Origin of the sequence: Nocardia sp. SYP-A9097 (assembly GCF_009649815.1) — a bacterium.
Lineage (GTDB): Bacteria > Actinomycetota > Actinomycetes > Mycobacteriales > Mycobacteriaceae > Nocardia.
On record NZ_WJIC01000003.1, the window covers coordinates 525,002 to 540,063 of the forward strand.

Annotated in this window: 4 protein-coding genes; all 4 read right to left on the reverse strand. The window is 67.7% G+C overall.

Annotation, left to right across the window (positions count from 1 at the left end; translation table 11 throughout):
• Positions 1–2 precede the first annotated feature (2 nt).
• From GFY24_RS09855 to GFY24_RS09870, 4 genes are read right to left on the reverse strand one after another with little or no spacing between them, the layout of a single operon-like run.
• Positions 3–1,292: a glycosyltransferase gene (locus tag GFY24_RS09855; protein WP_153804651.1), complete on the reverse strand. Its 1,290-nt coding sequence runs from the start codon at positions 1,290–1,292 to the stop codon at positions 3–5.
• Positions 1,225–2,385, reverse strand: coding sequence for an alpha/beta fold hydrolase (locus GFY24_RS09860; protein ID WP_309230662.1), 1,161 nt, complete (start codon positions 2,383–2,385; stop codon positions 1,225–1,227). Before GFY24_RS09860 ends, GFY24_RS09855 begins: the two co-directional genes overlap by 68 nt.
• A complete protein-coding gene (locus tag GFY24_RS09865; RefSeq protein WP_309230663.1) occupies positions 2,382–4,811 on the reverse strand; it encodes a thioester reductase domain-containing protein in 2,430 nt (809 codons plus the stop codon). The genes GFY24_RS09860 and GFY24_RS09865 overlap by 4 nt, the downstream gene beginning before the upstream one ends.
• Positions 4,798–15,000 carry a hybrid fatty acyl-AMP ligase/type I polyketide synthase gene (locus GFY24_RS09870; RefSeq protein WP_153804652.1) on the reverse strand — a complete coding sequence of 3,401 codons (10,203 nt, stop codon included), beginning with the start codon at positions 14,998–15,000 and terminating at the stop codon, positions 4,798–4,800. The genes GFY24_RS09865 and GFY24_RS09870 overlap by 14 nt, the downstream gene beginning before the upstream one ends.
• Between the last annotated feature and the right edge of the window lie 62 nt (positions 15,001–15,062).

Consider the following 15,062-nt stretch of genomic DNA (forward strand, 5'->3'; position numbering starts at 1 on the left):
GCTCAGGCCGATGCGTTGGCGGCGAACTTCTCCACCGCGTCGGCGGTGGCGGACACGCCGTTCTCGGCGGAAACCCGGCGGCCCAGCTCGGCTGCCCGATCACGTGCCTCGGGCGTCAGCGTGCACACCAGCGCATCGTGCAACCGATCCTCGGTGAGCGAGGGATACGGGAAGTCGGCCCCGATGCCGAGCGCCGAAATCCGCCAGCCGTAGAAGAATTGGTCACTGTGCACGGCGATCACCACCGCCGGCAGTCCGGCGCGCAGCACATCATGGGTGTTCCCGCTGCCACCGTGATGCACGACGGCACGGCAGCGCGGCAGCACGCGGTCGTAGTCGAAGGAGTCCAGTACGAACAGGTTTCGGTCATAGCCGATCCCGCGCGGAAAGCCCTCACCCTTCACGGTCACCAGGGCGCGCGTGCCCAACCGGCGGCAGACCTTGGCAATGAGATCACAGGAGCCGACCGGATCCAGGATGGGCATTCCGGTGAGGCAGAAGTAGATCGGCGGCTCACCCTCGTCGAGCCAATCGCCGAGTTCGGGGGAGAGGACCGCCTCACCCCAGGCGTCCCGCAGCCGCCGCGGCAGAATCGGCGCACCGACGACGGTCGAGCGGTCCTCCCAATCGGCGGGCTTGGGTAGCAGCACCGGACTCACCATGTGCACCAGGGGAATTCCGTCCTCGCGAATGCGTTTGAACGGATTGCGGGGCGCGCCGGGCAGCCCCATCAGCTCGCGCACTCGCCGATCCATCTTGCGATACGCCACGCCGTAGGCGAGTTCGAAGGCCGAGTAGCTGGCCAGCCGCAGTCGCCGCGAGGAGATCATCTTCTTGACCGTGAACGAGGACGGGAAGTCCGCGGTGCGTTCGAGGGGATACGGCAGCCCGCCGACCACGATCTGCCCGGTCTTCTCCCGTCGCTCCATCGCCCACGGCAGTGTGGACGCGCAGGATACGATCACATCGGCGGATTCGACTGCGCCGCTGAGTACTTCGTGCATCTGATCGCCGCGCTCACCGGCCATGATCTTGACCGTATCCAGCATGATCTGCAGGAACGGCAGCGGATTACCGGAGGACAGCCCGCGCTTGGCGGCGGGCGACTCCAATAGTTCGGCCGAGTTGAACGGAATCACGTGCGGTTCGAATCCCGAGCGCCGCACCACATCCGCGTAGTTCTCGGTCGCGGTCATTTCGACATGGTGACCGCGCGAACGCAATTCATCGGCCAGGGCCAGATATGGCTGATGGTCGCCCCGGGTTCCGGCCGTCAACAATGCGATTCGCATACTCTCGACTTTCGTTGGTTATCTGCGCCATTGTCTCGTCGAGGAAGTCGACGATATACCCGAACACGTCCAGGGCCGCGCCGCGGCCGATGAAGGTGTCCAGGTGGCCGTAGGACGGAATCTCGGTGTAGCGCACATCGACACCGGGATTGCGGGCCGAAAGCACCTCGTAGCACAGCTTATTGGAGTCGACCCAGGCTTCATTGCGGCTGCCCGCCAGCAGCAGCACCGGGCAGTCGATGCGCGAGGCCTGGTCCAGGGCGTTCGCCGGGAGGGCGTGATAGCGCTCATCGTCGACATTCCAGCGGACCACCGCGTGCGCCAACTCCATCTGCCGCAGGTGTGGGAGGACGGAAAGCGGTACCGCGCCGAATAATTCGGCGAGCCGGTCGTGCGTTACGGGATCGAGGTGGTCGTGCTCGAACAGTTTCGCGCCCATGCCCCAGCCGTAATGCACCAGGCGGCAGGTGGGGTCGGGGCAGTCGCCCTTGCGGGACAGTGCGGCGTAGAGCAGGGTGCGCTTGGACCATAGGCCGACCTTGCGGAAATCGGATTCGAGATGGGTGACGCGGGAACCGAGCATCTCGCTCGCGAGTAGGACGCGCATGCGGGCGGAGGTGCTGACCTTCGGGGTCAGGAAGACGCCCTGCGCGACCACACCCGCCAGATCCGGGAGCAGGCCGCCGGTGAGGCTGAGCGACAAGGCAAGTGCGCCGATGCAATGCGCCACCACGAAGAGCGGGCGTTCGCCGATGTGCTCGCGAACCGCTGCGACCGCCGCGGGCAGGTCGTACAGCGCGACATCGTCGAAGGTGTACGGACGGCCGGATTCGTTGTAGGGCAAGGCACAGCTGCCGCGCCAGTCGAGCAGCCAGGACTGGTAGCCTGCGTCGGCCAGGACATCGGTCACATTGCGAATCTCGGGTAGTGCGAACATCTCCGAGGAGACGCCGTGCCCGTGCACCAGCAGCACCGCCGGGCCGTCCGCCGGGCCGTCCGCCGGGCCGACGCGACGCAGGCGCAGGGCGATACCGTCATCGGTGCGGAACGAAATCACCTCTGCCGTATCGAGTTCGGCTCTGATGCCGGTCACCGGCGCTGCTCCTTCCGCATGGCGCGGCGCAGATCCAGCAGATCGGTGCCGACTCGCAGCACCGGTTCCATCAGACTTTTGCCGAGTTGACTGCCGAACCAGCTGAGCCACAACATCTTCGCCAGTCGCTGTTGCCTCTCCGGGAGTCGTGGATCGATTTCGATGCCGTCGATCTGATCGGGCAGGTAGGTGTGCATGGGCACCGCCACCTCGCCGGTGAACGTGGCGGGCTCCCCGGTGCGGCCGATCTCGATCAATTGGGTGCCGAGCTGGCGCACCAAGCGGCGGCGGGCGGCGGCGAATTTGTAGCCCTCCAGCCACCAGGTGCCGCCGGCTGAATCACGCAGTGTGAGTTGGTAATGCATGATCGGATGCCGGGTTTCATGGGGGAGCGGGATGCCGTCGTGCGGGCGGACGATCGCGGTGCCCTCGACCGTCAGCGGTTCGGAGTGCAGTGCGGCGCAGGTCAATTCGCCGTGGATATCGAGGGTGCGGGCGGAGAACACCTGGGCGCTGCTCGCGACGGACAGCGCCAGCCGCAGATCACACGGGATATGTGCCGCCTCGCCTATCGGACCGACTGTGCCGCTGAGTGTTTCGTGGAAGCGCAGATAGGGTTCATCGCCCGGTTGCGGTCCCATACCGGTCATGGTCGCGAGCATCTTGCCGCGTTGCGCCGGACCGGGATTGACCGGTTCGGGCAGGCCACGAGCCGCGACGAAGGCATCGGTGCGCGCGGCGGTGGCGGGCGGCGCGGTCACCATGGCCGCGAGCTGCCGCCGGGCCACCGGGCTCTGCAGCACCTGCGCCAGCGATTCCAGTTCGGGCACCGGGCCTTCACGGATCGCGCGCACCACATCCTCGCACCACTGTTCCCAATGCTGAACGCGAATCCCCAAGCCGCCCAAAGAGGTTTCGGCGACAATCTGCTCGAGCGAGGTCGGCGCGCCGGTGAGATGGTAGGTGTGCCCCCACGCGCTGGGCGTGCCGACAATCTCCGCCGCCGTCCGGCTGACCCAATCCACCGGGGCCGAGTTCAGATACCGGAATCCCGGCACCGTGCGAAATCGCATGAGCGCGGCCGTGATTCCCGCATTGAGGTCGCGCGGATTGTGCGCACCCGTCTCCGGATGGCTGCCGATACCACCCGGCCGCAGAATGGTCACCACCAAGCCGTGCTGACTCGCGCGCTGCAACACCGCCTCCGCCGCCCACTTCGACCGGTCATATCCGATCGGCAATTCGGCGACATTGGCCGTCGGCGCATCCTCGCTGAGCACCTCGGCCTCGGAACCGTTGAACACGGCCATCGAGGAGATGTGATGTATCGGCTTCGAACGACCGGTACACGCCAACTCCGCGAGCGTCAGCGGCCCGAGCACATTGGTCCGCCGCAGCGACGGATACCCGCGCAGGAAATCGACCGCCGCCCCCGCATTGACAATCGAATCAACCTCGGTGGCAAGCTCATTCCATCGCTCATCCGAAAGCCCGAGCCGAGGCAATCGCAGATCACCCGCCAGCGGCGTCACCCGCCGCAATACCTCCCGGGACCAAGGCAGCGCGAACCGCCGAACGGCATCCTGCAACCGTTGCGCCGCCGCCTGATCGTCATCGGCTCGCACCAGGCACACCACATGAGCCTGACTGTGCCGCAACAGATCCAGCAGCATATGACTGCCCAGGAACCCGGTGGTCCCGGTCAACAGAATGCGCCGTGGCGCAACCCGCTCCGGAGCCGCCACAACCGGCAATCGATCCGCACCGGCCAGATCGGCGAAGAGCAGCGCCAGATCATCGGTATCGGTGAAGGCGTCGTCTGCCGCGTCGGATTGTGGACCCGCGAATGGGTGCCCGCCGTAGGGGATATCGGCCGCGAGCTCCGAGATCACCTGCGGCTGGACCGATTCCGGATGGTCGGCGAGCCAGCGGTGGGCGAGGCGGCGGGGGCGGGCGTCGAAGAAGATGGTGTCGAGGTCGGGGTGGATGTCGAGTTCGCGGGACAGGGCGGCGACCAGTTCCACGGCGGCGAGGGAGGTCCCGCCCGCGTCGAAGAAGTCGGTGTCGGCGTCGATGGGGGTGGCGGTGTAGCGGTTCGCGAGGTCGGTGATGGCGGTGGCCAGGGTGTCGGCTGTCCACCCGCGAGGGGCAGAGAGCCTGTCGGCGGTCGACCCGCGAGAGGCGGGGGATGCGTCGGCGGACAGCGTCTCGAGCGCGGTCGTGGACCCGCCATCGGCTCCCGCCGACGGCGCACCGCTCGCGGCGGACTCGGGCGAGCGGTCCGCCTCGCCGCGTGCCGGGGTGCCGGTGCGAGCGAGGAGGGCGGCTATATCCATTGCGGCCGTGCCTCGTTCGAGGGTTTCGGCGCGGTGGCGGCGGTCGACGGCCGCATTGCGGACCGGGGGCCGTTCGTCAGGATCGGTCACCGGTCACCTCCTCAGTGTTCGACTGCTCCTCCCAGGAACGGAACTGCCGCAGGCGGTCCGGGGTTACCGAGACGTCCAAGTTGGTGGTGTCCGCCGTGCCGCGCAGGCGGGCGGCCAGCCGCCGGGCGGGTTCGTTCCGAGGGGTGCGCTCGAACGATATCCGGACCGTGGTGCAGCCCAGAGCATCGGCCCGGTCGGCCACCCAGGACAGCAGGTGTTCCTCCACGCCGCGGCCCAGGGCCCGGCAGCTGAGCTGCCAGCCGGTGATCGACAGGGTCTCGTCGTCGGCGCGCAGGGCGAGGACCGAGATGAGGCCGTAGTCGCCGAAGCGGTCGCGGGCGGTGGCGGTCCAGACCTCACCTTCGGTGCGCCAGCGGTCGAGATCGTCGACGGTGACGGCGGCGAGGGTGAACTGGGTGGTGCGGCGGACCAGCTGCTGGGCGCGTTCCAGGGTCGCGTTCGTCAATGGGTCGATGTCGACTTCGAGTTGCAGCTGTGCCAGGAACTCCGCGAATTCGGCTGTGGCGCGGGCCTTGTCGCGTTCACGGTCCTGACGGTAGAAGTCCGCGCGGGCGCTGTCCTCGGTCGTCGCGGCGATCGGCACCATGGGCCACAGCCGGGTGACGAAGTCGTCCAGTTCATCGGCCGGGGGACAGGTCACCGAGAGCACCTCGGGCAGTCGCGTGCGCATGCGCGCCACTTCGACCGGGTTGTCATCGAGATAGCAGAAGGTGTCGAGTCCCAGGCCGAGGGTGTGGGCGACCTCTTCGAGGCGCTCCGGCTTACCGCTCCAGCCGGTCGATATCGCCGCGAAATCCTCTCGGCGCAAAGGGCTTTCGGGACGGTCGAGAACGGCCCAGACGGTGTCGGCGTCATTGTTGGTCACCAGCACCAGCAGGGTGCCCGCCGCCCGCCATTGCGCGAGCCGTCGTGCCAGGGCCCGGCGCGGTGCATCGAAAACGACTGCGGCCGAGCAGATCTCGCCCGCGGTTCCGCTCCACAGCGTGTCGTCGCCGTCAACGGCGATCACCTTGGGTGCGGGTTCGATGACCGCGCCCACCGTCGCGACGAGGGTGAGCGCCACCGCCGCCTGGAATTCGGGGGTGAAGGGCAGGTGCGCCAGGATCTCGGTGCGATCGTCGAAGGGATTGTCCACGTGGTGATTTCGCGTCCAATCGCCCGGTTCGAGCACCGCGATGCCGGGGATTTCGCGTACCCGGACGCTCACGACCCGCTCCCAGGCCAGTAGCCGCTCCTCCGGCACGGCAGCGGGCAGGAAGCCCACGACTACCGGCTTGCGGGTTCGTTCGGCCAATTCGCCCAGGGCCGCGGCGTATTCGGTGGCGAGCTCGGTGAGCAGCTCATCGGTGAGCGCGCCGAATCGTTCCAGATCGGCCGCCCGCAGCAGCACAATGCTCAGCGATATCGAGGGCTGGGCGAAGACTCCGGACGGGTCACGCAGGCTCGACAGCACATGATGGTAGGGCGCCTCCGCGACGGTGATCGCCGTGGAATCCGCACTGGCCGCGACCATCAACTCCGGCAGCCTGCCCAGTGCGAAGGTCGCGCCGAATGCCGCGCGGACACCGGAAACCGCATGTGCGCCAGCGGTTTCCGGACGCGCGGGCGCTCCGGGATCGCTGACCGCCGCCGCGACCGTCGCCAGATACTCCGCACCGAATTCGGTGCAGGTCCGCGCATCGATGATGTCGCTGTTGTAGGTGAACAACACCTGCCCGGTATCGGGCAGCACCGCGACCATGAGGTCGAGATCGGAGTATCCGGTACTGACCGGAACGACCTCTGCCGCCGCTACAGCGGAATTGGCGCGCAGGTAGTTGAAGTACACCTCGATCATCGGCGCGTTATCACGGTGCAGGCCCTCGGCGGCCAGCGCCGCGAGTACCTCGGCGAAGCCCGCGCCCGGTGCGAGCAGACTCCGCAGCCGCTCACCGGTGCGCACGAGCACATCGGTAATCCGGTCTTCGGCGGTGACAGTAGCCGGAAACGGTACGGGGAGACCGAAATACCCGACGGCATCGGTCGCGTCCGCGTGCATACGGGTATCCACCGGTACCGCCAGCGCGAATCGATCGACCTGCTGACGGCGGGACAGCAGCACACTCAACGCGCCGAGGAAGATCGCGGCCGGGGTGAGGCCCAAATCGCGGGCGCGGTCCGCGACCCGATCGTGCAGTCCGGCGGGCATATCGAGGGCGATGGCCCCCGCGCCGTAGCTGCGCTGCGCCGGACGCGGGTGTGCCAGTGTCAATTCCAGGCGGCGGGCGCCGGTGAAGAATTCGCGCCATCGGGTGATGGCGGCTTCGTCACCCTCGCGTTTGTTCGGCTGCGCGGCGAGCAGCTGATGCATATCGCGATTGGTGACAGTGTCGTCGAGCGACGCGCCGGAGAGCTCCGCGGCGAGTTCACCCGCGACCAGCAGCATGGACTGCACATCGCTCATACCGTGATGAGCACCGAAAAGCAGTACCGGAGAGGCGGATTCGGCATTGAGCAGTTCGAATCGCCAGAGCGGCCCGGTCTCCAGGTCGAACGGTCGCGCCATCAGCTCCCGGAAATGCTCCTGCACGATGGCATCATCGAGCCGGTCGAGGTCGCGCCAGGCCGCCAGCTCGCCGGGCTCGCGGTGAATCTCGAGCTGACGGCCGTGCTCCTCGCTGCGCCGAATCGTGGTGCGCAGTGCGGCATGTCGGCGGGCCAGGCGGGCGACGGCCTGCTCGAGCTGCGGCCGGGTGACCGCGATCGGTAGCCGCACCGCAACGCCGCCGGTCTGCGCGGCGCTGGGAATACCGAGCTGTTCGGTGCGCAGCAGCCGCATCATGTCGCGGGTCACCGGCAGGATCTCGATATCGGGAACCTCGGCGGCGACAATCGCCGTCGTACCGGAATCACCCTGTCGCAGTAGCTCTTCCATGAGGTAGCCGGCCAGATCGGTGAGATTCTGCTCGGCCAGAATGCTGCCCAGCGGCACCGAGATCCCGGTGTGTTCGCGTACCTTGTTGCGCAGTTCGATCGCCATCAGCGAATCCAGGCCCAGGCTCTGGAAATTCTGTTCGGCCGAGATCTTGTCGGAGCCCGCATGACCGAGCACCTGACCGGTCCACTCGGCGACCGCCGCCATGGCGAGGGCGATCGCCTCCGCCCGGGGAACGGCCCGAAGTTGTTCGGCGAAGCGCGATCCCGCCGCCACCTCGACGGTCGAGCGATCCGCGACCGCCCGGCGGGAGGCGCGCCGGACGAGTCCGTGTAGCAGTCGTGGCACTCCCGGGGCGCGCCGCAGCACATCGGTGTCCAAGAGCAGTGGCACCAGCATCGGATCGCCGGCCCGCAGCGCGGCATCGAAGCAGGCCATACCCTCGGCGACCGAGAACGCGCGCACGCCCGCGCGTTCGATGCGCTGAATATCGGCTCGCGCCATGTGGTCGTGCATATCGACGCCCCACGCACCCCAGGCCAGGGACTGCGCGGGCATACCGATCGACCGGCGGTGCAGGGCCAGCGCATCCAGATAGGCGTTGGCCGCAGCGTAATTGGCCTGTCCGGGCGTGCCGAACAACCCGCCCGCCGCGGAGAAGAGCACGAAGATCGACAGGTCCCGATCCGCGGTCAGCTCGTGCAGGTGATACGCGGCGTCGACCTTCGGGCGCAGCACATTGTCCAGCTGCGCGGGCGTGAGCGAGCCGAGGGTGCTGTCGTCGAAGACAGCCGCCGCGTGCACCACCCCGGCCAGCTCGATCCCATCCAGCAGTTCGGCGAGCGCCGCTCGATCAGTGATATCGCAGCGCGCGAAACGCACACGCGTGCCGCGACTTTCAAGATCCTCCCGTAGCTGGACCCCACCCGGCCCATCGATCCCGCGCCGACTGACCAACACCAGATCCCGAGCGCTGTAGGCATCGGCCAGATGCCGGGCCAGCGCCGACCCCAGCCGCCCCGGCGCACCGGTGACGAGCACAGCCCCGTCCCCGAGCGACACCCGCCCTTCCTGCACCTGGCTCGCGGACTCGGCCGGCCGCACCAGTCGCGGGATGAACGCCACCCCGTCGCGCACGGCCAACTGCGGCTCATCGGCGGCGACCAACGCCGCGATATCCAATTCCGGGTCGGCCGAATCGATCAGCACGATCCGCCCCGGATTCTCCGACTGCGCCGACCGCACCAGACCCCACACCACCGCACCGGCGGGATCCGGGCTCACAGCGTTGAGAGTCACCGCGCCACACGTGCGAACCACGAGGGTGGACTGCTCGAATCGACTGTCGCCGATGATCTCTTGCAACGCCGCCAACATCTGCTGCGCGATCGCATGGACCCGCTCCGGCGAATCTCCGTGGGGAACCGGAAGGACGATCACATCTGTATTCGCAGGAATGGAGGCGTCGGAGTTCCACTCGCACAGGGTGAGTGGGCGGTTGGAGGCTGGTAGCGCGTGCTCGGACCACTCCATTCGGAACAGTCGGCGGTAGGCGGGTGCGAGGGCTGCGGCATCCCATTGGGTGGCCGCGACCGGGCGCAGGAGTAGGGAGCCCACCGAGACCACCGGGTGCCCGGTGCGGTCGGTCGCGGACATGGTGATGGTGTCCGCGGCCGAGCGGGTGAGGCGGACTCGGAGGGCGGTTGCGCCTGAGGCCCAAAGGTTTACGTCGGTCCAGGCGAAGGGGAGCAGGGCGTGTTCGCCATCGGATGCGTAGAGAGCGGTGGCGTGCAGGGCCGCGTCCAGCAGAGCCGGGTGGATACCGAATTGGGCGGCATCGCCGTGTGCTGCCTCGGATAGTTCTACTTCGGCGAAGATTTCGTCACCGCGCCGCCAAGCTGCGCGCATCGCCTGGAACTGCGGGCCGTACTGGTGGCCGCGTGCGTACAGCTCGGCGTAGAGGCGCACGACATCAATGCGTTCCGCATCGGCAGGCGGCCACGTCGACTGACTCGACCGGGGTGACGCTGAAGTGCCCGACGGTGGCCGCGTGACCGCCGTCGCCGATACATCGGACTGTGCCGACGAGGCCGAGAACGCTGTGGGCAGTGAATCGAACTGCACGGAAACGTATTCGGTGTTTTCGGCCAGCGTGCCCTCGGCGTGCAGGGTCCACTGCGCGTCGGGGTCTTGTTCGTCGCGGGCGTAGATGCGGACCGTGCGGCGATCGTCGGTGCTCAGGCCGCCGACCACCGTCTGAATGCGCAGGGCTCCGCGTTCGGGGACGAGCATGGGGGCGCGCAGCAGCAGTTCACGCAGGACCGGACTGTCCACTTCGTCACCGGCGCGGACCGCCAGTTCGACCAGGGCGGCGCCGGGCATGATCACCGCATTGGGACCCGCGTGGTCGGTGACCCAGGGCTGCAGGCGGCGGGAGATGCGGCCGGTGAGGATGACACCGCCGGAATCCGGTTGCGGGACAGCGGCTCCCAGGATGGGGTGCGCGATATCGCCGAGGCCCAGGGCGGTGGAATCGCGGTTGAGGCGTTCGGTCCAGAAGCGGTGCTCGTCGAAGGCATAGGTGGGCAGGTCCACCCGCGGGTACTCGGGCAGCAGGCTGGTCCAGTCGAGTTCATGTCCGGCGACATGGAGTTCGGCCTGAGCGCGGGCGAGGGCGGTCGGTCCGTCCTGATCGCGCATCAGTGAACCGACGGCGACGACCTCGCGGGAGATTTCGTCGGAGACCGCTTTGACGGCCGTGGTGAGCGACGGGTGTGCGCCCAGCTCGACGAAGTAGCGGAATCCATCCGCGATCATGCGCTCGACGGTGTCGGCGAAGCGCACCGTCCGGCGGGCATTGCGATACCAGTAGCCGGGGTCGACCGCCTCGGTCACCGGCTCGCCGGTCACGGTCGAATACCACTGTGTCGCAGGGATATTCGCCGATATGTCCGCCAACTCGGCGGCGAGCGGCTCGCGCATGACCTCGGTCATGGGGCTGTGCCCGCCCAGGCTCGGACCTGCCGCACCGAGCCGGTTGTAGATGCCCGCGCGATCGAGTTCGGCCAGCAGCTCCTCGACCGCGGCCTGGTGTCCGGTTACGACGGTGGAGCGCCGCGCATTGACGGCAGCGATCCCCAGCCGATCGGTGAAATTCGCCAGTCGCGGAATGACCTCGGCTTCGGTCAGCCCCACCACCGCCATCGCGCCGGGCTCCTCGATGCCCTGCATGAGCCGAGCCCGCGCGCTGACAATCCTTGCCGCATCATTCAATTCGAGGACACCGGCGCAGTAGGCCGCCGCGATCTCGCCCTGACTGTGGCCGATCACCGCATCGGGGGTCACGCCCGCCGCGCGCCAGGTGGCCGCCAGCGCGGCCATGGTCGTGAACAGCAGCGGCTGCACGAACGGGTGATCCCAGATATCGGCGACCGTCATGGCCGCGAGCCGGTCCGCGAGGGAGAAGCCGAGCTGTGCGCTGAAAACCTTGTCGCACTGCTCGAATTCGGTGCGGAACTCCTCGGAGGAGGTGAGCATGTCCCGGGCCATGCCGACCCACTGCGCGCCCTGTCCGGGGAAGACGAACGCGGTTTTGGCATTGGTGAGCACCGGGCCGTTGCCGAGGACGGCATCGGGTGCCGGGTTGCCGTCGACCAGCGCGCGGAGCGCGTCCACCATCTCGGCCCGATCGGAGGCGACGACCACCGCGCGCCGCTCGAAGCTGGTGCGCTGCATGGCAAGTGAGCGTGCGACCGGACCCGGCGCGAGCTCCGGATCGGCGAGGACGAGGTCGAGCAGCCGCTCGGCCTGTCCGTGCAGCGACGCCTCGGAGCGGGCGGAGATCGGCAGCAGCGCCACCCGCCGGTCTCCGGAGGTGTTGTCCGGCACGGCCGCCAGCTCGATCGGGGGCTCTTCCAGAATCAAATGCGCATTGGTGCCACTGAGCCCGAAGGCGCTGATACCCGCACGGCGCGGCCGCTCACCCCGCGTCCACGGCAGCGGTTCGCCCGCCACCGCCACGCCGCTACGCTCCCAATCAACCAGCGGTGAGGGAACTTTCGCATTCAGCGTGGCGGGAATCCGCTCATGCTGGAGTGCGAGCACCAGTTTGATGACGCTACCCACACCCGCTGCCGCCTGGGTATGTCCCACATTGGATTTCAGCGATCCGATCCCCAGCGGCCGTTGCGGGTCACGCCCCGGACCGAACACCCGTGCCAGCGCCCGCGCCTCGATCGGATCACCGAGCGCGGTACCGGTGCCGTGCGCCTCGACATAGTCGATATCGTGCGGCGTCAGCCCCGACACCCGCAGCGCGGATCGCAATACCTGTTCCTGCGCAGCACCATTCGGCGCACTGAGCCCCTGACTCCGCCCATCCTGATTGATCGCCGACCCGCGAATGACCGCGAGCACCCGATCGCCATCGCGGCGAGCATCGCTGAGCCGCTTCAACATCACCAGACCCGCACCCTCTGCCCAGACGGTGCCGTCCGCTTCGGCGGAGAACGGCGCGCAGCGCCCGGTGGGGGAGAGGACGCCCAGCTTGCACAGTTCGATATGGGCGATCGGCGACATCAGCAGCGTGGTGCCGCCCGCGAGCGCGAGATCGCATTCACCCGCGCGCAGCGCCGCCATGGCCGAATGCATGGCCACGATCGAGGACGAACACGCGGTATCGACGGTGACGGCCGGACCGTGCAGCCCGAGCGTGTAGGAGATCCGACCGGACGCCACACTCGGCGAAAGACCGGTTCCCACTTGACCATTCAGCTGTTCAGGCGCGGGATCGGCGAGATAGCCGGTCGCGTATGCGCCGACGTATACACCCGTGACACTGCCGTGCAGGGTGCGCGGATCGCGCCCCGAGCGTTCGATCGCCTCCCAGGCGAGCTGCAGCATCACCCGCTGCTGCGGGTCCATGACCGCCGCCTCGCGCGGGCCGATACCGAAGAAGGCGGCATCGAAGCGATCCACGCCATCGACGTATCCGCCGCGGAAGGTGTACGCCTTACCGGTCGCGGTGGTGTCGGGGTCGTACAGGTCGTCGATATCCCAGCGGCCCTCGGGAACCTCGCCGAGCGCATCGCCGTTACCGTCGAGCAAGCGCCACAGGGCTTCCGGTGAGTCCGCGCCGCCGGGGAAGCGGCAGGACATGGCGAGGATGGCGATGGCGTCGTCATCCGCATCGTCCGCGGCATCGGCTACGCCGGAGTCGACGGCCTCGTCGGCTGTCTCCTCGATGGGCTCGGCGGGCGCGAGTGCCCTGGCCACGCCCTCGATGGTGGGGTTGTCGAAGAACAGATTGGTATCGAGGAACTCGCCGTAGAAGTCCGAGAGATCGACCACCAGCTCCACCAGATCGGCAGAGCCCAAACCGAATTCGACAATCGGCTGATTCACGTCGATGCGTTCGGGATCGAGGGCCGCCTGCTGCGCAATGGTCTTGACCAGCCACGCGCGCACGGCCTCGGTAGATGGTCCCGAACTCGCTGCAGTCGGCTCGGTCGCGGTCTCTTCTTCGAAGTCGAAGAGTTCATCCTCGGGCGAACGCAGTGGTCCGGCCGTCAGTTCGAGCAACTCGCCGGAGCCATACGCCGCCCGGCATGCCTGCCGCTGGATCTTGCCGCTACTGGTCTTGAAGATGGTGCCCGGCCGAATCAGCATGACGGTGGCCAGGGTGAGCCCGTGCTCGGTCGACACCGCACCGCGCACCGCGGTCTCGATCGCGGCCAGTTCCTCAGGTTCCTCGGTGCGCACCTCGGCCACCACGACCGGTTGTTCACCGCTCGAACGTATTTCGACCGAGAATGCGGCGACACATCCGGCGCGCACCCCGGCATGCGCGGCTTCGACGGTCGATTCGATGTCCTGCGGATAGTGATTGCGCCCGTCGATGATCAGCAGATCTTTACTTCTGCCGGTCACGAAAAGCTCTCCGCCGGAGACGAATCCGAGGTCACCCGTGCGCAGGTAGCGGCGGTCGTCACCGGGCAGGGTCGCGGCGAACACCTCGGCGGTGGCCTGCTCATCCCGGAAATACCCGGCGGCGACGCTCTTTCCGGCAACCCAGATCTCGCCCTCGGCCCCGTCGGCGCGCTCGGTGGTGCTCTCCGGATCGACGATCGCGATCGACATTCCGCCGGCCGGTCGTCCGACTCCGACGAGTTCGGCCCCGCGCCCACGATCCCCGAGCGCATCCCGCACCTCATGGAATGTCGGTGCCACGCCGATGGGCGGCCCGGTCACAATCAGCGTGGCCTCGGCCAGACCGTAGACCGGATGCTGGGATTCGGCCTGGAATCCGGCCCGCCCGAAGGTCTCCGCGAACCGGCGAATCGTCCCGGCCCGCACCGGTTCCGAACCATTGAACGCCACCCGCCACGAGCTCAGATCGAGCTGATCGATCTGCTCCGCCCCGATCCGCCGCACGCACAGCTCATACGCGAAATTGGGTCCGCCGCTGGTGTGCGCGCGATAGGTGGAGATGGCCCGCAACCACCGCTCCGGCCGCTGCAGGAAGTGCAGCGGCGACATGAGCACCGAATTCGCGCCGAGGTAGACCGTATGCAGTAGCGGCGCAATCAGTCCCATGTCGTGGTACATCGGCAGCCAACTGGCGAAGAGCGCACCATCCCAGGTGTCGGCGAAATCGCGATCATGTCCGAGGCCGTCGACGAGCGCACCCTGATTGTGCAGCAGGTTCTCATGCGTGATCAGCACACCGCGCGGCGCGCTGGTCGAGCCGGAGGTGTACTGGATGAACGCGACCGACTCCGGCCCGAGATCAGGCTCACGCCAATGTATTGCCTGGTCACCGGTGATCTCATCGGTCGCCAGCCAGCGCAATCCCGCCAACTCCGGAATCTCCGCACACAAGGCGGCCGACTCCGCGACCACCCGCGCCGGGGCCAGCACCACATCGACCTCGGCATGCGCGACCATGCGCCGCAGCCGGCGCAGTGACCGGTTATCCCATTCGGGCAGCGGCGCGGGCACCGCCGCCACCCCCGCCGCGAGACAGCCGAAGAACGACTCGGCGAACTCCTGTCCAGCCGGGTAGAGCAGCAGTGCGCGTTCGGGCCGCGAATCCTGTAGGGCCGCGCCGATGGCCCGCGCGCGTACTCCCAGCTCGGCGTATGTCAGCTCGCGCACAACGCCTTCGACGTCACCACTGTCCAGGAACCGGTAGACCGGTTCGGCCGGGCGGCTCGCAATCTGAGCGAACAGTGTTTCAGTAAAAGTGTTGAGCACGAAATACCTTCTCTACCTGGTGGAACTTATTCTCCGGCCGGACTTCGTTCCCCAGGTGCATG